The 20,573-nt window shown below is 71.7% G+C and carries 17 protein-coding genes; 7 read left to right on the top strand and 10 right to left on the bottom strand.

Annotation, left to right across the window (positions count from 1 at the left end; all coding sequences use genetic code 11):
- Positions 1-188: 188 nt before the first annotated feature.
- The 3 genes from Actob_RS29450 to Actob_RS29440 are packed head-to-tail and all read left to right on the top strand — an operon-like array spanning position 189 to position 3,873.
- Positions 189-1,859 (top strand): translation initiation factor III, encoded by a 1,671-nt coding sequence (locus tag Actob_RS29450; RefSeq protein ID WP_284915099.1) that lies wholly within the window; start codon positions 189-191, stop codon positions 1,857-1,859.
- On the top strand, positions 1,856-3,334 hold the full coding sequence (locus Actob_RS29445) for an NADH-quinone oxidoreductase subunit NuoF family protein (protein ID WP_284915098.1): 1,479 nt from the start codon (positions 1,856-1,858) through the stop codon (positions 3,332-3,334). Before Actob_RS29450 ends, Actob_RS29445 begins: the two co-directional genes overlap by 4 nt.
- Complete coding sequence (locus tag Actob_RS29440) at positions 3,334-3,873, top strand: TlpA family protein disulfide reductase (RefSeq protein WP_284915097.1); 540 nt, start codon at positions 3,334-3,336, stop codon at positions 3,871-3,873. Before Actob_RS29445 ends, Actob_RS29440 begins: the two co-directional genes overlap by 1 nt.
- On the opposite strand, the gene Actob_RS29435 is transcribed toward Actob_RS29440, so the two are convergent.
- From Actob_RS29435 to Actob_RS29425, 3 genes are read right to left on the bottom strand one after another with little or no spacing between them, the layout of a single operon-like run.
- Complete coding sequence (locus tag Actob_RS29435; protein ID WP_284915096.1) at positions 3,866-4,429, bottom strand: DJ-1/PfpI family protein; 564 nt, start codon at positions 4,427-4,429, stop codon at positions 3,866-3,868. The two genes, Actob_RS29440 and Actob_RS29435, sit on opposite strands and share 8 nt — an antisense overlap.
- 51 nt (positions 4,430-4,480) lie before the next feature.
- Complete coding sequence (locus tag Actob_RS29430; RefSeq protein ID WP_284915095.1) at positions 4,481-4,756, bottom strand: hypothetical protein; 276 nt, start codon at positions 4,754-4,756, stop codon at positions 4,481-4,483.
- Between the two features lie 32 nt (positions 4,757-4,788).
- Complete coding sequence (locus Actob_RS29425) at positions 4,789-5,037, bottom strand: PspC domain-containing protein (RefSeq protein ID WP_284915094.1); 249 nt, start codon at positions 5,035-5,037, stop codon at positions 4,789-4,791.
- Between the two features lie 296 nt (positions 5,038-5,333).
- Between Actob_RS29425 and Actob_RS29420 the strand changes: the two genes are divergently transcribed.
- On the top strand, positions 5,334-7,067 hold the full coding sequence (locus tag Actob_RS29420) for a serine/threonine protein kinase (RefSeq protein WP_284915093.1): 1,734 nt from the start codon (positions 5,334-5,336) through the stop codon (positions 7,065-7,067).
- Positions 7,068-7,149: 82 nt separating this feature from the next.
- On the opposite strand, the gene Actob_RS29415 is transcribed toward Actob_RS29420, so the two are convergent.
- Positions 7,150-9,612: a Tex family protein gene (locus Actob_RS29415; RefSeq protein ID WP_284915092.1), complete on the bottom strand. Its 2,463-nt coding sequence runs from the start codon at positions 9,610-9,612 to the stop codon at positions 7,150-7,152.
- A 258-nt stretch (positions 9,613-9,870) separates the two neighbouring features.
- On the opposite strand from Actob_RS29415, the gene Actob_RS29410 reads away from it, so the two are divergent.
- Positions 9,871-10,590, top strand: coding sequence for a PP2C family protein-serine/threonine phosphatase (locus Actob_RS29410; RefSeq protein ID WP_284915091.1), 720 nt, complete (start codon positions 9,871-9,873; stop codon positions 10,588-10,590).
- Between the two features lie 325 nt (positions 10,591-10,915).
- Here the strand turns inward: Actob_RS29410 and Actob_RS29405 are convergent, their stop codons facing one another.
- Entirely contained in the window at positions 10,916-12,238 is a 1,323-nt protein-coding gene (locus tag Actob_RS29405; protein ID WP_284915090.1) for an MFS transporter, read from the bottom strand.
- A gap of 91 nt (positions 12,239-12,329) precedes the next feature.
- Between Actob_RS29405 and Actob_RS29400 the strand changes: the two genes are divergently transcribed.
- Complete coding sequence (locus Actob_RS29400; RefSeq protein ID WP_284915089.1) at positions 12,330-13,178, top strand: LysR family transcriptional regulator; 849 nt, start codon at positions 12,330-12,332, stop codon at positions 13,176-13,178.
- Positions 13,179-13,351: 173 nt separating this feature from the next.
- On the opposite strand, the gene Actob_RS29395 is transcribed toward Actob_RS29400, so the two are convergent.
- A complete protein-coding gene (locus tag Actob_RS29395) occupies positions 13,352-13,720 on the bottom strand; it encodes an MmcQ/YjbR family DNA-binding protein (protein ID WP_284915088.1) in 369 nt (122 codons plus the stop codon).
- Positions 13,721-13,761: 41 nt separating this feature from the next.
- On the opposite strand from Actob_RS29395, the gene Actob_RS29390 reads away from it, so the two are divergent.
- Positions 13,762-14,307 (top strand): GNAT family N-acetyltransferase, encoded by a 546-nt coding sequence (locus Actob_RS29390; RefSeq protein WP_284915087.1) that lies wholly within the window; start codon positions 13,762-13,764, stop codon positions 14,305-14,307.
- 102 nt (positions 14,308-14,409) lie between these two features.
- Here Actob_RS29390 and Actob_RS29385 read toward each other — a convergent pair whose 3' ends face one another.
- Genes Actob_RS29385 through treS form a run of 4 tightly spaced genes read right to left on the bottom strand, consistent with a single transcriptional unit; the run spans position 14,410 to position 20,564 of the window.
- Positions 14,410-15,273, bottom strand: coding sequence for a DUF2716 domain-containing protein (locus Actob_RS29385; protein ID WP_284915086.1), 864 nt, complete (start codon positions 15,271-15,273; stop codon positions 14,410-14,412).
- Between the two features lie 44 nt (positions 15,274-15,317).
- Complete coding sequence (glgB, locus tag Actob_RS29380) at positions 15,318-17,468, bottom strand: 1,4-alpha-glucan branching protein GlgB (RefSeq protein WP_284915085.1); 2,151 nt, start codon at positions 17,466-17,468, stop codon at positions 15,318-15,320.
- 28 nt (positions 17,469-17,496) lie between these two features.
- A complete protein-coding gene (locus Actob_RS29375; RefSeq protein WP_284915084.1) occupies positions 17,497-18,810 on the bottom strand; it encodes a maltokinase N-terminal cap-like domain-containing protein in 1,314 nt (437 codons plus the stop codon).
- Complete coding sequence (treS, locus tag Actob_RS29370; protein WP_284915083.1) at positions 18,807-20,564, bottom strand: maltose alpha-D-glucosyltransferase; 1,758 nt, start codon at positions 20,562-20,564, stop codon at positions 18,807-18,809. Before treS ends, Actob_RS29375 begins: the two co-directional genes overlap by 4 nt.
- Positions 20,565-20,573 lie beyond the last annotated feature (9 nt).

The following is a 20,573-nucleotide window of genomic DNA, read 5'->3' as shown; positions in this document are numbered from 1 at the left end:
CCCAGAAATTTCGCACGCGTTCATCCGAAGCCCCGCCCGGCACGTAATCCGGGGAGGACACGGCCGGGGCAACGCAGGGGAAAGCACGCCGCGGACGGGTCCGGAACAACGTGAGCACGGGGCGTTCCCCACGGACGCCGGCGTCCCACCGCCCATGGGACGTGACCGTTGCGGAAAACGAGGAGTCAATGGCCCGGTCGAAGAACAAAGAAGGCACCGCGAGTAGGGTCGCGGTCGACATCGGCTCCACCGGTGGTCGTTCGGTGCCCCCGAGCGCGGTCATCCTGCTGGTGGTCTGTGTCCTGGCGGCAGTCTGGTCGGTCGCGATGATGACCGGGCCGGGCCGCGTCGGTTACGTGTACTTCTTCATGTACGCCGAGTTCTACATGGGTGTCCTCACCCTGGTGTCGCTCTCGATCACCATCATGGTCGGGCTGGTCTCCACCGACCGCCTGGTCCTCTCCATCAGGCAGCGGGTGTTCCTGCAGTCCACCCACCGGACCACCGGCGTGATGGCGATCTCCTCGCTCGCCTTCCACCTCTGGACCAAGACCGTCGAGTCGCACATCCGCGTGATCGACATCTTCATCCCGTTCATCACGCCGACCAACACGCTGTACATCGGGCTGGGGCAGATCTCCGGCTACATCATGGTGCTGGTCACCTGGAGCGGCCTGATCCGCGCCAAGTTCATCGGCCGCGGCAAGCCGTGGATGTGGCGGGCGATCCACTCGGTGTCGTACCTGATCTGGCCGATCGCCCTGGTCCACGGCCTGAGCGCGGGCCGCGCCGCGGCGACCTGGGTGATCGTCAGCTACGTGATCTGCGTCCTGCTGGTGCTGATCGGCCTGGCCGTCCGGCTGTCGGTGAGCCTGAACCGGCGCAAGGACTTCTCCTCCGCGGCCGGGATCGGCGCCGCCAAGCCGTCCGGCGGCGTGGTGCCCACCTCCAGCGCGCCGCGTAACCGCTGGGGCGGTGGCGGCCGGGACCGCGAGCCCACCGGCGACCTGGTGCAGGCCGCGCCGAGCGTGAACAGCTGGGTTCCGGTCGCCCCGCCGGCCCCGCCGCCGGCGGCGCCGGTCAGCCCGGCCGTCGCGCCGATCAGCCCGGCGCCGGTCGCCGACTTCCGCGAGCTGGAGGCGCCGGCCCCGCGTCAGCGCCGCGTGGAGGACGATCGCTACGACGAGCGCTACGACGAGCCGACCCGGCCGATGTCGCGCCGGGACTTCGAGGACGAGCGGTACGACGAGCCGGCCCCGCGCGGCCGCCGCCGTGACGACGACTACTACGACGACGGCCCGCGCCCGCGTGGCCGCCGCTCGGCGGAGGAGACCGGCACGCGGCTCCGGATGGAGGACACCGGGGCTCGCCTCCGGATGGAGGACACCGGGGCTCGCCTCCGGATGGAGGACTCCGGAACGCGCCTGCGCATGGAGGACACCGGCACCCGGATGCGGATGGACGACACCGGGACGCGGCTGCGTCGCGACGAGGTGACCGACACCGGCACCCGGATGCGCCGCTACGCCGACGACGACGTCTACGAGGAGCGGCCGCGGGGCCGCCGCCGCGCCGACGACGAGCCGCGGTACGAGGACGTGCCGCGCCAGCGCGCCCCCCGCTACGACGAGGACGACGAGCCCCGCGGTGGCCGCCGCCGCGCCGACGACGGCCGGCACAGCCGCAGCGAGTTCGTCGACCTGGCCGACGACGACACCCTTGTCGACACGTCCGCCCGCCGCTCCCGCCGCCCGTCCAGCGACGTGGTCCGCGGCGGTGGCGCCCCGGCCCGCCGTGGTCGTGCCGGTCGCGACGACGACGAGGCGTACTTCTCGCAGCTGCGCGGTGACGTGAATTGAGCACGGCACAGGTTCCCCCGGTCACCTCGATCGGCATTCCGCGGATCACCGCGGGCTACGACGAGTACGGCCGCCTCGACCTGCAGGCGCACCAGGAGGTGCACGGCGGGTTCGCGGCCCTCTCGTCGGGTGAGCTGATCGGTCTCGCCGACCGCATCGAGCTGCGCGGACGCGGCGGCGCCGGCTTCCCGTTCGCCCGCAAGGTGCGTGCGGTGATCGACTCGTGCAAGCGTCAGGACCTGCCCCCGGTGATCGTGGTGAACGCCACCGAGGGTGAGCCGCCGTCCTGGAAGGACAAGGCGATCCTGACCCGCGGCCCGCACCTGATCCTGGACGGCGCCGCCCTCGCGGCCGCCGCCCTGGACGCCGAGGAGATCGTCATCGGCATCGCCGACGACGGCATCGGGCAGAACTCGCTGACCGCCGCGCTGGCCGAGCGGAAGATGCCCTGTCCGACCCGGATCGTCACGGTCCCGCACCGGTTCATCTCCGGCGAGGGCGGCGCGCTGGTCCGCGGCATCAACGGCGAGGCGCACATCCCGCCCGGCCGCAAGGTCCGGTCCAGCGACAACGGCGTGATGGGGCTGCCCACCCTGCTGTCCAACGCCGAGACGTACTCGCAGCTGGCGATCGCGGCCCGGCTCGGCCCGTGGGAGTACAACTCGGTGGGCATCCCGGAGGAGCCGGGCACGGTGATGCTCACCGTCGGCGGCTCGGCCACCAACCCGGCCGTCGTCGAGGCGCCCAGCGGCACCCCGCTGATGGACGTCCTCGCCATGTGCGGCGCGGACATCGGCCCGGGGCTGCTGGTCGGCGGTTACCACGGCAAGTGGATCAGCGCCGAGCAGGCGGAGACGGTGACCATCTCGCGCAAGGGCTTCGCCAAGGTCGGCGGCACCCTCGGCGCCGGCATGCTGATCCCGATCGGGTCCAAGACCTGCGCGCTCGGCGAGGTCGCCCAGGTGGTGCAGTACCTCGCCGGTGAGTCGGCCGGTCAGTGCGGCCCGTGCCGGCTGGGTCTGCCCGACCTGGCCCGGGCGGTCACCCTGGTGTCGCTCGGCGGTTCCGCCCTGGAGCAGGTGCGGCAGGCGGCCGGCCTGGTCAAGGGCCGGGGCGCGTGCAGCCACCCGGACGGCACGTCGCGGTTCGCGCTCTCCGCGCTCGAGGTGTTCGCCAAGGACGTCGAGGCGCACGCCAACGGCGAGGGCTGCGGCAAGCAGGTGCGGGGCATCCTGCCGCTGCCGTACACCGCGGAGAAGGGCGCCCGGAAGCTGGCCCTGGACTGGTCGCGGTGCGACGGGCACGGGCTCTGCTCGGCGGTGGCCCCGGAGATCATCCGGCTGGACCACAACGGGTTCCCGGCGTTCCCGCAGACGCCGCTGCCGCCGTGGCTGGAGGACGGTGCCCGCAAGGCGGTCAACGTCTGCCCGGCCCTCGCGCTACGGCTGATCGACCCGGCGACGGCGGCCCACTGATGCCGAGCCGGCGCGGTCTGCTGACCTTCCCGCTGGCCCTGGCGGTGGCCGGTTGCGCGGCGGCACCCGCGCGGCCGGTCACCGCCGGCTCGGCGGCGCCGGCGCGACCGGCCACCACGGGGTCGGCGGCGCCGGTCCCCGAGACCCTGCGATTCTCCGGTACGACGCTGGACGGCGCCCCCTACGACGCCGCCCAGCTCGCCGGGAAACCCGCCGTCCTGTGGTTCTGGGCTCCGTGGTGCGCCACCTGCGCCAGCGAGGCCCAGTCGGTGGCCGACTTCCAGGAGGAGTACGCCGGCCGCCTCACCTTCCTGGGCGTCGCCGGGATGGGCACCACCAAGGCGATGCACCAGTTCGTCGCCGATCTCGGGGTGGGCGCGGTGACCCACCTGAACGACCCGGACCTCACGATCTGGGCGAAGTTCGGCATCGCCCAGCAGAGCGTTTACGTCCTGCTGGACGCGGCCGGCGCGATCGTCAAGCGCGGGTATCTCGACGACCTGCAGCTCACCGGGGAGCTGACGAAGCTGGTCAGCTGACCGGCGCCTTGGCCCGCAGCACGGTGAGGAACTCGCGCATCCAGTACGGGTGGTCGGGCCAGGCTCGCCCGGTGACCAGCACCCCGTCCACGTGGGCGGCGCTGTCGATCCAGGTGCCGCCAGCGGCCCGCACGTCGGGGGCGCAGGCCGGATAGGCGCTGGTGGTGCGCCCGTCCAGGACGCCGGCGGCGGCCAGCACCAGGGGACCGTGGCAGAGCGCGGCCACCGGCTTGTCCGCCTCGAAGAAGTGCCTGACGATCCGCAGGCACTCCACGTCGTTGCGGATGTACTCCGGGGCGCGGCCGCCGGGCAGCACCAGGGCTGCGTATCCCGACGGGTCGACGCCGGCGAAGCCGAGGTCGGCCGGCCAGGTGTGCCCGGGTTTCTCGGTGTAGGTGTCGAAGCCGTCGACGAAGTCGTGCACCACGAACTGCAGTCTCTTGGCGGCCGGCGCGGCGATGTCGACCTGGTAGCCCTCCTCCAGCAGCCGCTGGTACGGGTACATCACCTCGAGGTCCTCGGCCGCGTCACCGGTCAGGAGCAGGATCTTGGCCATCGTCGCCTCCACACGCCGTCGGGAGCACCACTGCCCATCGTGGCCGCGTGGTCACGGGTGGTCAACCTCGACGAGGTGCGCTTTCCCGGCGCCGTCCCGCTCCACCCGCACCCGGGTGGTCAGGCCGGGGCCGAGCCGGACCGGCAGCGGGGTGCCGTGCCGCTGCGCCTGCACCGAGTGCGCCCCGGGGGCGAGCGCCAGGGTCAGCCGCTTGCCGGCCCTGACCTCGCCCTTGGCCACCCCGTCGACCAGGATCGGGACCGCCCGGGCGAAGGCCAGCAGGGACCGCGGCGGGCCCTCGACGATGAGCGTGCCGACGATGGTCATGCGGTCTCCTCAGAAAAGAACGGTCCGGGACGTCACCAGCCGGCCGGCGGGACCGTCGGCTCGTAGGAGGTCTGCTCGGACGGCATCACGATCCACAGGACCGGGTAGATCAGGATCTGGCTGCCCGGGATGAGGAACAGGATCAGGACGAACAGCAGGCGGGCGATCCACGGGTCGAGCCCGAAGCGGCGGCCCAGGCCGGCGCAGACGCCACCGAGCATGCGGCCGTCGCGCGGGCGGACCAGCCCCTGGCGGGCCATCGTGTCGTGCACGGCGTTCATGGCGGGTCGCTCTCTTTCCTTTGGTCGGCCTCCCCGGTGGGGAAGTGATACCTCAAGCTTGCTACCCGGGTACGACACTTTCCATCCGGCGATGCCCGGATCGGCCCCGGACTCCGGCACTCAGGGTTGACCCGCAGTTGCCGTGTGTCGGTTCGGCGGCAACCGGGCCACCGGGTCTACTCCGGCCGCCGACACGCCCGATACAGTGCGAGCGAACACTGGGGGGCGCGAAAAACATGGTCGACAGCACGGTGCCGGGCGATCGGACGCAACGGTTGCGTCCGCACGATCCGCGCATGCTCGGCGACTACGAGTTGCTGGGGCGGCTCGGCGAGGGCGGCATGGGCACGGTCTACCTGGCCCGCCCGAAGAACGGCACGGCGCTGGTCGCCGTCAAGGTGGTCCGGCTCGACCTGGCCGACGACGACGAGTTCCGCCGCCGGTTCCGCAGCGAGGTGGAGCGGGCCCGGCAGGTGCCGCCGTTCTGCACCGCCGAGGTGCTCGACGCCGACCCCGAGCACGAGCAGCCGTACCTGGTGGTGGAGTTCGTCGACGGGCCCACCCTGGCCGAGGTGGTCGAGCAGCGCGGCCCGCTGACCTCGGCGAACCTGCACAGTGTCGCGATCGGCGTGGCCACCGCGCTGACCGCGATCCACGGCGCCGGCGTGATCCACCGCGATCTCAAGCCGCGCAACGTGCTGCTCGCGCCGGGCAGCCCCAAGGTGATCGACTTCGGGATCGCCCGGGCGATGACGGCGACCAGCGGCAACACCCGCCCCGACCAGATGGTCGGCACCGTCGCCTACATGGCGCCGGAGCGGTTCGACACCGACGCCGGCACCCCGATCACCCCGGCCGCCGACGTGTTCGCCTGGGGCAGCGTGGTCACCTACGCGGGCACCGGCAAGACCCCGTTCTACGCGGACTCGCCGGCGGCCACCGCGGCCCGCATCCTCACCCAGCCGCCGCGCCTGCACGAGCTGTCCCGCCCGCTGCGCGGCCTGGTCGCGCACGCCCTGGAGAAGGACCCGGCCAACCGGCCCAGCGCCCGCGAGCTGCTCGACCTGCTGATCTCCGGGGAGCGGCCGGCGGCCACCGCGGCCGCCCTGGCCGGCCAGCCCGACCTGCGCGCCGCCGCCGCCGAGGCGCAGGCGGTGACCGGTTACGCGATCCCGGCCCGGGCGATGGCCGGCGCGACCACCACGGCGCCCACCCTGAACATCCCGCCCGGCCTGGTCGGCTACGACGAGAACTCGATCGTCACGGTGCCCATCTCGTCGCCGCCGATGGACACCGCGGGCACCGCGCCGGAGCCGCCCGAGCCGCGCCGCCGCTGGGTGTTCCCGCTGGTCCTGACCCTGCTGACGGCGGTGCTGGTGGCCGGCGCGACGATCGTCGCGATGATCATGCGGGCCTCCGACCACCCGGGCCGGGACGGCGACACCACGCAGAGCGTCGACGACCCGGTGCTGGGTACCCCGCGGATCGCCGACGCCCTGAGCGGTCCGGGGTTCTGGAAAGCCACCGACACCGCCGGTCAGGGCCGGTGCGAGTTCCGCGACGGCATGCTGGCCGCCCACCGGGACACCAACGGCGTCTACCGGTGCAGCGGGCCCAGCGATGAGCTGCCGGCCAACCTGACCATCGAGGCCACCACCCGGCTGGAGACCGCGGACAGCTGCGCCGCGATCTGGTTCCGGTTCGCCGACCAGCACGGTTACCAGGCGCGGATCTGCGAGCGGAACCTCTACATCGGGGTGCACAACCGCGACGGCAAGGGCCTGGTCACCACCAAGCGCACCTTCGTGCTGAAGGATCCGATCCCGCTCGGCACCCCGACCCGGATCCGGCTGGGGGTCCTGGGTGACACCGTGACGGTGACCCGGGACGGCGCCGAGGTCGGCGTGGCCCAGCTGACCGAGCCGGACTTCGGCGTGGGCAAGGCGTACCTCGGCATCTTCTGCGAGCGTGACGCTCCCGCGGCCGGGCCCTACCAGGCGTCCTTCAGCGACGTCCGGATCTGGGCCTGACGCCTGCGGCGACCGATTTCCGGTACGCGGTGAGCTGTCCACCCGTACCGGAAATCGGTGTGACCGTGCGTGCCGCCTGCCGTCAGTCCTTGGTCAGACCGGCGCGGCGCAGCGCGTCGGCCATCGCGCTGTTGCCGAAGCTGGTGCCGCCGCCCCGCTGACCGCCGCCGCCCTGGCGCGGCTGACCGCCCCGCTGACCGCCCTGACCGCCCTGACCGCCCTGACCGCGCTGACCGCCGCCCTGGCCGCGCTGCCCGCCCTGACCGCCGCTCTGACCGCGCTGGCCGCCCTGACCGCCGCGCTGGCCGCCCTGACCACCCTGGCCACCGCGCGGGCCGCCCTGGCCGCCGCGGTCCTCGCGCGGCTGCCGGCCCCGGTTCGGCTCGTCGGAGAGCCGCATGGTCAGCGAGATCCGCTTGCGGACCGGGTCGACCTCCAGGACGCGGACCTTGACCACGTCACCGGACTTGACCACCTCGCGCGGGTCCTGCACGAACTTCTCGGACAGCGCCGACACGTGCACGAGGCCGTCCTGGTGCACGCCGATGTCGACGAACGCGCCGAACGCGGCCACGTTGGTGACCTGGCCCTCCAGGACCATCCCCGGCGTCAGGTCGGAGATCTTCTCCACGCCCTCGGCGAAGGTCGCCGTGGTGAACGCCGGACGCGGGTCGCGACCCGGTTTCTCCAGCTCCTTGAGGATGTCGGTGATGGTCGGCAGGCCGACCGTGTCGGTGACGAACTTCTCCGGGCGGATCGCCTTGAGGAGCGGGCTGTTGCCGATCAGCGTCTTCACCTCGGCGCCGGCGTCGGCGGCGATGGTCCGGACCACCGGGTACGACTCGGGGTGCACGCTGGAGAAGTCGAGCGGATCCTCGCCGTCCCGGATGCGCAGGAAGCCGGCGCACTGCTCGAACGCCTTCGGCCCGAGCCGGGCCACGTTCTTGATCTCCTTGCGGTTCTTGAACGGGCCGTTCTGGTCGCGGTGCAGCACGATGTTCTCGGCCAGCCCGGCGGTGATCCCGGAGACCCGGGTGAGCAGCGGCGCCGAGGCGGTGTTGATGTCCACGCCGACGCCGTTCACGCAGTCCTCGACCACCGCGTCGAGCGAGCGGGCCAGTTTCACCTCGGACAGGTCGTGCTGGTACTGGCCGACGCCGATCGACTTCGGGTCGATCTTGACGAGCTCGGCGAGAGGGTCCTGCAGGCGGCGGGCGATGGAGACCGCGCCGCGCAGCGAGACGTCCAGGCCGGGCAGTTCCTGCGAGGCGTACGCGGAGGCGGAGTAGACCGACGCGCCCGCCTCGGAGACGACGACCTTGGTCAGCTTCGCCTCCGGGTGCCTCTTGATCAGCTCGGTGGCGAGCTTGTCGGTCTCCCGGGAGGCGGTGCCGTTGCCGATCGCGATCAGCTCGACGTGGTGCTTGGAGGCGAGCGCGGCCAGCCGGTGGATCGACTCGTCCCACTTGTTCTGCGGCACGTGCGGGTAGATCGTGTCGGTGGCGACCACCTTGCCCGTCGCGTCGACCACCGCCACCTTCACGCCGGTCCGGAAACCGGGGTCGAGACCCATCGTGGTGCGGGTGCCGGCCGGGGCGGCCAGGAGCAGGTCACGCAGGTTCGCCGCGAAGACCCGGACCGCCTCGTCCTCGGCCGCCTCGCGCAGCCGGACCCGCAGGTCGGCGCCGAGGTGGATGAGGATGCGGGTGCGCCACGCCCAGCGGACCGTGTCGACCAGCCACTTGTCGCCGGGCCGGCCGTGGTCGCTGATGCCGTTGCGCCCGGCGATGCGGCCCTCGAAGTAGCCCTCGTCCTCCTCCGGGTGCGGCTCCATGGTGAGGTCGAGGACCTCCTCCTTCTCGCCGCGGAGCATGGCCAGGATGCGGTGCGAGGGGAGTTTCGCGTACGGCTCGGCGAAGTCGAAGTAGTCGGAGAACTTCGCCCCGTCGGTCTGCTTGCCGTCGCGCACCTTGGCGACCAGCCGGCCCCGCGTCCACATCTGCTCGCGCAGGTCACCGATCAGGTCGGCGTCCTCGGCGAACCGTTCGATCAGGATCGCCCGGGCACCGTCCAGCGCCGCCTGCGCGTCGGCGACGCCCTTGTCGGCGTCGACGAAGGCCTGCGCCCTTTCGCGGGGGTCCTGGCCGGGGTCGCCCAGCAGCGCGTCGGCGAGTGGCTCCAGCCCGGCCTCGCGGGCGATCTGCGCCTTGGTGCGGCGCTTCGGCTTGAACGGGAGGTAGATGTCCTCCAGCCGGGCCTTGGTGTCGGCCTCGAGGATCTGCCGCTCCAGCGCGTCGTCCAGCTTGCCCTGGGCGCGGATCGACTCCAGCACCGCGGCCCGCCGGTCCTCCAGCTCCCGCAGGTAGCCCAGGCGCTCCTCCAGGGTGCGCAGCTGCGCGTCGTCGAGGGTGCCGGTCACCTCCTTGCGGTAGCGGGCGATGAACGGCACGGTCGCGCCGCCGTCGAGCAGCTCGACGGCCGCCGACACCTGGCCTTCCCGTACCCCCAACTCGGAGGCAATGCGTTGATGGATCGCTGTCGTCACGCCGACGATTGTTACCGAGGCCACCGGCGCTTGTCGCGTCGCCCCGCAGGGATACGCCGTCATGATCACCGGCCGTCCCACCGGCAGGTGTCACCTGCCTGGCCGAATCCGGCCAGTTACCGCCCCGGCCGCCCGCTGCCCGCGGTACACCCGCCGCGGCGTTCCTGACCTGCTAAAAGGTCCGACCGCACGGTAGCCACGAAAGGTAGGTATGGGGGTACTAGAGACAACCCAACTGGCCTTTGGCACTCTTGCTACATGACGCTTGCTGTCCGGGCGGTCGCCGCCACTGATCAGGGCCTGGTCCGGTCCAACAACGAGGACGCGGTTTTCGTCGGCAATCGCCTCTTCGTGGTCGCGGATGGCATGGGCGGGTTGCCCGCCGGAGAGCTCGCGAGTGACATCCTGGTGCAGACGCTCGGCGAGGTGGACCACAAACCCGACACCGGGGAGCCGCTGCAGGATCTGATCGAGGCGCTTCAGCTCGCCAACAAGCAGATCGAGAAGGCGGTCGCGGACGACGACGCCCGCGACGGCATGGGCACCACGGTGACCGCGCTGCTGCTCTCCGGTGACCGGCTGGCCGCGCTCAACGTCGGCGACTCCCGCTGCTACCTGCTGCGTGACGGGGACTTCCAGCAGCTCACCCGGGACGACACGTATGTGCAGGCGCTGGTCGACCAGGGGGTGCTGACGCCTGACGACGCGCGGCGGCATCCGCAGCGGGCACTGGTGACGCAGGCGGTGCAGGGCGGTCCGTTCCGGCCGGCGGGGCGGATGATCCCGGCCCGGGTGGGTGATCGCTATCTGCTCTGCAGTGACGGGCTGTCCGATTATGTCGAGGACGCGGTGATCGCTCAGACGCTGCGGGACAACCCGGATCGGCGCACGTGCGCGGCGGAACTGGTCAACCGGACGCTGGAGAACGGCGCCCCGGACAACGTCACGGTCATCATCGCCGACGTCATCGAGGTCTGAACCCTTCCCGGTACGCCCAGCGCACCCCGCGCCGTGCCCTGCCCCGTGGCTGGTCGTCACGGTGGTCTCAGGCCTCCTGAGACCACCGTGAGCGCCAGCCGTGCCGTCTTGGGGTGCCGGCTGGTCCTGGCGGTGGTGTCAGCGCTCGTGAGACCACCGTGAGTGCCAGCCCGGCCTGCCTCGCGGGCCGGGGCTGGTCGTGGTGGTGGTGTCAGGGTGCGTGAGACCACCGTGGGTGCCAGCCTGGTTTGCTTCGCGGGGCGGGGCTGGTCGTGGGGGTGGTGTCAGGGTGCGTGAGACCACCGTGAGTGCCAGCCGGCTGCGGTCAGGAACGTGAGCTGGGAGTGGCGGGACTGCGCCGCCGTGCGTCGGCCGGGTGGGCGCTGTGCAGGAAGGCGGTCAGCGCGGCCCCGGCGAGCAGGACCAGCGCGGTGACGATCAGGGCGGTGTGCGCGGCCAGGGCACCGAGGACGGCGACACCCACGACCGCGCCCACCTGGCGTGCGGCGTTGAGCGCGCCGGAACCGACCCCAGCCAGATCGCCGGGCAGGGCGCCGACCACCGCCGCCACCAGCGCCGGGATGGCCAGCGACACCCCGCAGCCCAGCACGAACAGCCCGGCCAGGGCGACCGGGACGCCGCCGGCGAGCTGGGCCACGACACCGGCCGCCATCAGCAGGAAACCGGCGCCGGCCGGGCGCCGCGGCCCCCAGCGGGCGACCAGGCGGCCGGTCAGGATCGGGTTGACCGCGGTGGGCACGGTCAGCGGGAGGAAGGCCAGGCCGGTGGTCGACGGGGACCAGCCGTGTGCCCGCTGGAAGAGCAGGGTCAGCACGAACAGCACGCCGGACAGGCCGAAATTGACCAGGGTGCCGGCGGCCAGGCCGGCGCCGACCGTGCGGTCGGCGAACATGCGGGACGGGAGCATCGGGTCGGCGGCGCGCCGCTGGCGCAGCACGAAACCGGCGATCGCCACGACCGCGATCAGAAGGGCGATCGGATGGCGGGCGATGGTTCCGTACGTCAGGAATCCCAGAGCCAAGCCGGAAGTCACCTGACCGGCCGCGTCCACCCGCCGCCCGGTGTTGCCCGGCGGTGCCGGGCGGTCCGGCCGGCCGAGCAGCGCCACCGCGGCGAGCGCCACCGGGACGGCGGCCAGGAACACCGACGGCCAGCCGAAAGCGTCGGTGAGCAGGCCGCCGGCGACCGGTCCCGCGACGAGACCGAGACCGCTCAGCGCGGCCCAGACGCCCAGGGCGCGGGCCCGGTTCTCCGGGGCCGGGTGGGCCGCCGCGATCAGGGCCAGCGAGCTGGGCACCAGCAGGGCGCCGGCGATCCCGAGCAGCGCCCGCAACCCGATGAGCACGCCGGGACCGGTCGCCAGCGCGCAGGCCGCGGAGAGCGCCGCGAACGCCCACAGCCCGCCGAGGAACACCCGGCGGCCGCCGAACCGGTCGCTGAGCACGCCGGCGGTGAGCAGGCCGGCGGCGAAGGTCACCGGGTAGCCGTCGGCTACCCACTGCAACGTGCTGAGGTCGCCGCCGAGCCGGTCACCGATCGACGGCAGTGCCACCGTGACGATCGTGGTGTCCAGCATGACCAGGAAATATCCGAGGGAGAGTGCGAGCAGTCGCCGGTTGATCCACACCGGACCAGCGTGGCAGCGGTGGCGGCCGGGCGGAAACGGGCGGTTACGATGCCGTCCATCGGCGAAACCGATCGATCGGCGCGGGGGTGACGTGGAGTTCCGGCAATTGCGGACCTTCCGGGTGGTAGCCCGCACGCTGAACCTGACCCGCGCGGCGGCGGAGCTGCACTACGCCCAGTCCAGCGTCACCGAGCAGATCCAGGCGCTGGAGGCGGATCTCGGGACGCCGCTGTTCGAGCGGGGCGGGCGCCGGCTGCGGCTCACGGCCGCCGGTCAGCGACTGATTTCGTACGCTGATCAGCTGCTGTTGCTCGCCGAGGAGGCCCGGGTCGTGGTCCGGGAGGACGCCGGCGAGCCGAGCGGGGAGCTGGCCGTGGGCGCGCTGGAGACGCTGTGCGCGCAGCGACTGCCCGGCGTGCTGTCGGCCTATCGCGCGCGCTGGCCGCGGGTGCGGGTGTCGGTGCGCGAGGCGAACCGCGGGGAGCTGTACGCGGCGGTCCGGCGGGGTGAGCTGGACGTGTCGCTGACCTTCGGCGAGGCGCCGCGGGACGAGGCGCTCGGCACGGCGGTGGTGGGCACCGAGAGGCTGATGGTGGTCACTCCGCCCGGCCACGCGCTGGCCGGGGCCGCGGAGCTGACGCCCGGCGAGCTGGCCGGGGAGCCCTTCGTGGCGACCCAGGTGGGCTGCGGGTTCCGCGAGATGCTGGACCGGTCGGGGCTGGGGTCGTCGGTGGTCGCCGAGCTGGGCAGCCTGGCGGCGCTGTCCGGCTGTGTGGCGGCGGGGATGGGACTGGCCCTCCTGCCGGAGTCGGCGGTCCGGGGCGTGGTCGCGGCCGTCCCGCTGCGGGAGGCGGTCACGCCCGTGACACTCACCTGGCTGCGTCGCTGGGAGTCGCGGCCCGCCGTCGCCGCCTTCCTCACCGCGGCCCGGGCGGCCTGAGCGGCTTTCCGGTCATGCCGCCGGACGGCCCGATCGGCGTGCTGTCCGTTCCCGCGGGCGGTGTGAACGGCTTGCTGTCCGGGCCCGCGGGCCGGCTTTCTCTCCGTGCCCGCGGGTCGGCTGATCTGCTTTCTCTCCGTGCCCGCGGGGGCCCGGGCCCGCGTCCCCGCGGCTCAGTCGGTGGCGTCCAGGCGGGCGACGAGGGTTTTCGGGGCGATCACGCGGTAGGCGTCGGTGCACAGCTCGGCGATCTCCGACCAGTCCGGATCCCGGTCGAGGCGGACGCCGAGCCAGCCGCGATGGCCCACATAGGGTGGCCGGAAGAAACGCGCCGGATCCTCGGCGATCAGCTCCTCCTGGGCGCCGGGCGGCGCGGCGCACCAGAGATGGGGGAAGTGATGGTGATGGTGGCCCTCCGGCCAGACCATCACGAACGACTTCCGGCCCCGGACGAAGAACGTCGGAGCACTGTGGCTCGGCCGCTCCTCGACCTCCGGCAGCGCCAGACAGACCTCGCGCACCCGCTCCATCCGCTCGCTCATATCCGGGATTCTGCACCAGGGGTCTGACATATCCTCGTCGGATGCTGATGGCGACGGAGCGGTTGATCCTGCGGCGATTCCGGGCGACGGACGCGGCCACGCTGGCGGAGTACCGGTCGGATCCCGAGGTCGCCCGCTACCAGTCGTGGGACGCGCCGTTTCCGCTGGCCAAGGCGGAGACCGCGGTGCGGAACTTCGCGGCCAGCTCGCCGGATCAGCCGGGCTGGTTCCAGTACGCGATCGAGCACACCGCCGAGCGGGTGCTGATCGGCGACGTGGCGGTGCGGCTGCACGACAACCTGCGGCAGGCCGAGATCGGGTTCACGCTGGCTACGGCGTACCAGAAGATGGGTTATGCGACAGAGGCCGTGAGCGCCGTGCTGGACCGCTTGTTCCGCCTGCAGGGGCTGCACCGGGTGATGGGGGAGTGCGACGCGCGGAACACCGCGTCGGCGGCGCTGCTGGAGCGGCTCGGGTTCACCCGGGAGGGACTGCTGCGGCAGCAGACCTTCATCAAGGGGGAGTGGACCGACGATCTGCTCTTCGGGATCCTCGCGCCGGAGTGGCTGGCCCGCGACCCGGGCTGACCGCCTTCCGCGCCGACCGCTTTCCGCTACCGCCTCCCGTGGCTGACCGCTGACCGCGGCCGGCCGGCCGGCTTCCGTGGCCGGCCGCGTTGTCCGGGCGGGTCAGCGGTGGTCGCGGGTGATGGGGAGCCAGCCGGTGAGGAGCGGGACCAGCGTCGTCATCAGCGGCTCGCCGAAAACGCAGAGGGTCCGCTCCCAGGGGTGGCCGAAGGTGCCGGCGGCGAGGTCCTCGGTGAGGAAGATGTAGTAGTCGCCGTCCGGACAGACGCTCTGGGTCCACGGACCGCCGCGGTGGGCCTGCAGGTCGGGGCGGAACCAGTGGCACCGGTGCTGCCAGTCGAGCACGGCCATCCGCGCGCCGTCCGGGACGATCTCGGTGAAGGCGAGCAACGCCATCGCGTCGAGCGCGTCGATCCGGGCGGACAGGGCGGCGGCCGGGGGTGTCTCCGGCGTGCGGGCCCAGGCCGGCGCGTCGTCCAGCCCGGACAGGTCGAAGGTGACCGACGGCGTCGGCTCGGTGATGCCCGGCCAGTGGATGTCATAGATGCTGGGGCGGAAGGCGAACCGGCTGTCGAACCTGTCCCAGACCGCGTCGGTCTCGTCGGCTCGCATCGGCGTCCAGGCGGCCTCGTGAACGCTTGCCGACAGGCCGTGGTGGACCTGCAATTGGAGGTCGCGCAGCAGGGTGATGGCGTCCCGGTCCGGAAAGCCGAGGCGGGCGGGGCCGCCGCGCAGGTGCTGGCTGGCGAAGGCGAGCTCGGTGGCGAACAGGGCCCGTTCCAGATCGGCGCGGGGCAGCTCGTCGCCCCGGTCCAGGGTGTCCGCGATGCGGCGGCCCCAGGACGGGACGTCGTCGACCGGGGGCGGGAAGGCGGCGATCACCGGGGTGCCGGGACGGTCGCCGGAGTAGACCCATGAGCGTACGCCGAAAGCCAGAAATCGCCGCTGGGACGGTGAGAGATCCATCGGATCATGATGGGGGACGGGCGTGGCCCGTCCCCCGGGGGAGGTCAGCTCTCCAGTTTGAGCCAGAGGGCGCCCAGCGGCGGCACCCGGAGCGCGACCGAGTGGTCGAAGCCGTGCCAGGGCAGGTCCTCCGCCTCGACGGCGCCCATGTTGCCGACGCCGGAGCCGCCGTACAGTTCGCTGTCGGTGTTGATGACCTCCAGCCAGCGGCCCGGCTTGGGCAGGCCGATGCGGTAGTTCTCGTGCGGGATCGCGGCGAAGTTGACGATGCACGCGAGGGTGTCGCCGTTCGGGGTGAAGCGGACGAACGAGAACGTGTTGTGCTGCGAGTCGTCACTGGTGATCCAGCGGAAGCCGGACGCGTTGGTGTCCTGGGTCCAGATCGCCGGGGTCTCCCGGTAGACCCGGTTGAGGTCGGTGACCAGGCCCTTGATGCCGCCGAACTGGGGGTCGTCGAGCAGCGCCCAGTCCAGGCCGCGTTCCTCGCTCCACTCGCGCAGATCGCCCATCTCGGCGCCCATGAACAGCAGCTGCTTGCCGGTGAAGGCCCACATGAAGCCGAGCAGGGCCCGGGTGTTGGCGAGTTTCTGCCACAGGTCGCCGGGCATCTTGCCGGTCAGCGAGCCCTTGCCGTGCACCACCTCGTCGTGGCTGATCGGCAGGATGTAGTTCTCGCTCCACGCGTAGACGGTCGCGAAGGTCATCTGGTGGTGGTGCCACTGCCGGTGGATCGGCTCCTTGGCCATGTAGGTCAAGGTGTCGTTCATCCAGCCCATGTTCCATTTGAAGCCGAAACCGAGACCGCCCAGGTGGGTCGGGCGGGTGACGCCCGGCCACGCGGTGGACTCCTCGGCGATGGTGACCACGCCGGGGTGGTGCTTGTAGACGGTCGCGTTCATCTCCTGCAGGAAGCTGATCGCGTCCAGGTTCTCCCGGCCGCCGTACTGGTTGGGGGTCCACTCGCCGTCCTTGCGGGAGTAGTCCAGGTAGAGCATCGACGCGACGGCGTCGACCCGCAGCCCGTCGGCGTGGAACTCCTCGCACCAGTAGAGCGCGTTGGCGACCAGGAAGTTGCGCACCTCCTTGCGACCGAAGTCGAAGACGTAGGTGCCCCAGTCCGGGTGCTCGCCGCGCCGCCAGTCGCCGTGCTCGTAGAGCGGGGTGCCGTCGAAGCGCGCCAGCGCCCACTCGTCCTTGGGGAAGTGCGCCGGCACCCAGTCCAGGATCACGCCGATCCCGGCCTGGTGCAGCTTGTCCACCAGGTAGCGGAACTCGTCCGGGTTGCCGAACCGGGAGGTCGGCGCGAAGTAGCCGGTGACCTGGTAGCCCCACGAGCCGCCGAACGGGTGCTCCATCACCGGCATCAGCTCGACGTGGGTGAATCCGGTCTCCACCACGTAGTCGACCAGCTGCGTGGCCAGCTCCTCGTAGCTGAGCCCGGGCCGCCACGAGCCCAGGTGCACCTCGTAGCAGCTGACCGGCTCCTGGTGCCACGCCTTCGTCGCCCGCGAGCGCATCCACTGCTCGTCGTGCCACTGGTAGGACGACTGGAAGACCACCGAGGCGGTGGCCGGCGGCACCTCGGTGTGCTGGGCGAGCGGGTCGGCGTGCTCGCGCCACACCCCGTCCCGGCCGAGGATCTTGAACTTGTACTTGGTGCCGACGTGCGCGGTCGGCACGTACAGCTCCCAGACGCCGCTGGAGCCGAGCGACCGCATCGGCCACCCGTCGTACGGTCCCCAGCCGGCGAAGTCGCCGATCACCTGGACGCCACGGGCGCCCGGCGCCCACACCGCGAACGCCACGCCGGTGCCGCGCGGCTGCGCGCCGAGCACCCGCCACAGCTTCTCGTGCCGGCCCTCGCCGATCAGGTGCAGGTCCAGCTCGCCGAGGGTGGGCAGGTGACGGTACGGGTCGTCGCACTGCGTCCCGTCGATGTCCAGCCGGTAGTCGAGGACCGTCCCGGGCAGCTCGGCCGCGAAGATCCCGTCCGGGTGGACCAGGGTCATCTCGTACCGCTCGTTCTCGTGCAGGACGGCGACCGCGGAAGCGCCCTTGCGCAGGGTCCGGATCACGGTGTGCCCGCCGCCGGGATGAGCCCCGAGGACGGCGTGCGGGTCGTGGGTGTCGCCGGAGATCACGGCGTGCATGGCCCGCTGGTCGGCGGCGAGCCGTGAGGTGGTGTGCCCGATCATCTTCGCTTCCTCTGGAGAGAAAAGGGGGTCAGCCGACCAGCCGAGCGATCGACCGCAGGGGGATCCGCAGCCATCCGGGACGGTGTCGGGCTTCGTAGGCAGCCTCGTAGACCGCCTTGTCGAGTTCGTACGCGGCCAGCAGTGCCTGCTGGGCGCGCGGGTCGGTGCCGGACGCGTGCGCGTACCCGTCGCAGAAGGCGGCCCGGTTGCGGTCCACCCACTCCCGGGCGCGAGCCGCCAGGTGTTCGTCGTCGTCCTGGTCGACCAGGAGCTGATAGGCGGCGTACTCGTAGGAGCGCAGCACCCCGGCGATGTCGCGCAACGGCGAGTCGGGCAGCCGCCGCTCGTCCAGCGGCTGGCCCGGCTCACCCTCGAAGTCGATCAGCAGCCAGGCCTCCGGGGTGCGCAGCACCTGCCCCAGGTGCAGGTCGCCGTGCACCCGCTGGACGGTCACCTGCTCGCCGGTCAGCGACTCGAACCGCGCGGTGATGGCCGGCACGTACTGCTGGAGCTCGGGTACCGCGTTGGCGTTGGTGCGCAGCCGGGCCAGCACCGCGTCGACCGGGAACGGCGACGGCCCGGAGCCCAGCTCCGCGGCGAGCGTCAGGTGCACCGACGCGACCGCCTCGCCCAGCCGGTACGACTCGCCCTGGAAGTCACCACCGGCCTCGTCGGCGCGGAACTCCGCGTCGGCGAACAGGTCCCGGGCCGACGCGGTGGCCATCGCCCAGCCCTCGGCCGAGTTCGCCGCGTACGCGGTGACCATCCCGAGCGAGCACTGCCCGGCGTCGTCGGACGTCTCGAACGAGCCGAGCAGTCGCGCCACGTGCGGGTTACCCGCCCGGCCCAGCACCCGGTTCAGCTCGATGTCCGGGTTGATCCCGCAGGTGACCCGGCGGAACACCTTGAGGATCGCGTCCTGTTCGAAGATCACGCTGGTGTTGCTCTGCTCCGCGTCGAAGACCCGCGGCCAGGACTGCAGCGGCAGCTGGACGTCCGGCTCCTTCTCGAAGCTCAGGTCACCGACCGGCTCCGAGCGGTCGACGAGGCTGAGCAGGTGGCGAGCCGCCTCGGCGGAGTACAGGGCGTCGTACGCCGCCCGCCCGTGCTCGTCCGCCCCGATGGTGGCCACCGCGTGGTACTCCGGCAGCAGCTCGGAGCCCCGGGCGATGATCACCTGATAGCGCTCGGAGCTGCCGTCGGTGTACTCCACGTCGATCAGGACCAGCTCGAGACCCTCGCCCAGCGGCGTGGCCGAGGCCTCCTTGACCGAGGCGAGCACCCGGCTGCGCCCCGCGTACCAACGTTGTTTCGGTAACCACTCGGCATAAGGCAGCGTCATTGCTTCTCCTCAGACCCGCACAGCTGGAACCAGTAGAAACCGTGTCCCGGAAGGGTCAAAAGGTACGGCAGTTGGCCGATCCGCGGGAAGTTCACGTGGCCGGTCAACTCCACCGGGGTGTACCCGTTCCAGTGCTGCAGGTTGAGCTCGATCGGCTGCGGGAACCGGGACAGGTTGTTGACGCAGAGCACCACGTCGTCGCCGTATTCCCGCAGGTACGCCAGCACCGAGGGGTTGGAGCCGCCCAGCTCGCGGAACGTGCCGACGGCGAACGCCTCGTGCCGGCGGCGCACCGCGAGCATGGTCCGGGTCCAGTTCAGCAGGGACGTCGCGCTGTCCCGCTGGGCCTCCACGTTGACCGCCTGATAGCCGTACACCGGGTCCTGGTTGACCGGCAGGTAGAGCCGGCCGGGGGTGGCGGTGGAGAAGCCGGCGTTGCGGTCCGGGGTCCACTGCATCGGGGTGCGTACGCCGTCCCGGTCACCGAGCCAGATGTTGTCGCCCATCCCGATCTCGTCGCCGTAGTAGAGCACCGGTGAGCCGGGCAGCGACAGCAGCAGGGCGGTGAACAGCTCGATCTGGTTCCGGTCGTTCTCCAGCAGCGGGGCCAGCCGGCGGCGGATGCCGACGTTCGCCTTCATCCGTGGATCCTTGGCGTACTCCGCGTACATGTAGTCGCGCTCTTCGTCGGTGACCATCTCGAGCGTCAGCTCGTCGTGGTTACGCAGGAAGATGCCCCACTGGCAGTTCTCCGGGATGGCCGGGGTCTGCGCCAGGATCTCGGAGATCGGGAATCGGGACTCGCGGCGTACCGCCATGAAGATGCGCGGCATCAGCGGGAAGTGGAACGCCATGTGGCACTCGTCGCCGCCGGTCTTCGGATCGCCGAAGTACTCGACCACGTCGGCCGGCCACTGGTTCGCCTCGGCCAGCAGCACCCGGCCCGGGAACTCGTCGTCGATCACCTTGCGGCAGTGCTTCAGGAACGCGTGGGTGGCCGGCAGGTTCTCGCAGTTGGTGCCCTCCTCCTCGAAGAGGTACGGCACCGCGTCCAGCCGGAACCCGTCGATGCCCAGGTCCAGCCAGAACCGCAGGACGTCGAGCATGGCCTCCTGCACCGCCGGGTTCTCGTAGTTGAGGTCCGGCTGGTGGGAGAAGAACCGATGCCAGTAGAACTGCCGCCGCACCGGGTCGAACGTCCAGTTCGACTCCTCGGTGTCGACGAAGATGATCCGCGCGTCCTGGTACTTCTCGCTGGTGTCGTTCCAGACGTAGAAGTCGCCGTACGGCCCGTCCGGGTCGTGCCGCGACGCCTGGAACCACGGGTGCGAGTCGGACGTGTGGTTCATGACCAGGTCGGTGATCACCCGGATGCCGCGCTTGTGCGCGGCGTCGAGCAGCGCCACGAAGTCCTCGACCGTGCCGAACTCCGGCAGCACCTTGTAGAAGTCGCGGATGTCGTAGCCGCCGTCGCGCAGCGGCGAGTCGTAGAAGGGCGGCAGCCACAGGCAGTCGACCCCGAGCCACTGCAGGTAGTCCAGGCGCTCGATCAGGCCGCGCAGGTCACCGCCGCCGTCCGACCCCGAGTCGTAGAACGCCCGGACCAGCACCTCGTAGAAGACCGCGCGCTGAAACCAGGTGCGGTCCGCGGGCAGCACCCGGGCATGCCCGAAGTCACCCGAGTCGGGGTGCTCGACCACGCCGCCCTCGTTGTGACTTCCCTCTGCCGGATCGTGCTCGCTGCTCTGCTCCATCAGGTGTCC

The organism is Actinoplanes oblitus (assembly GCF_030252345.1).
In the GTDB taxonomy this organism is placed as follows: Bacteria; Actinomycetota; Actinomycetes; order Mycobacteriales; family Micromonosporaceae; genus Actinoplanes; species Actinoplanes oblitus.
This window is presented reverse-complemented; position numbering and strand designations above follow the sequence as displayed.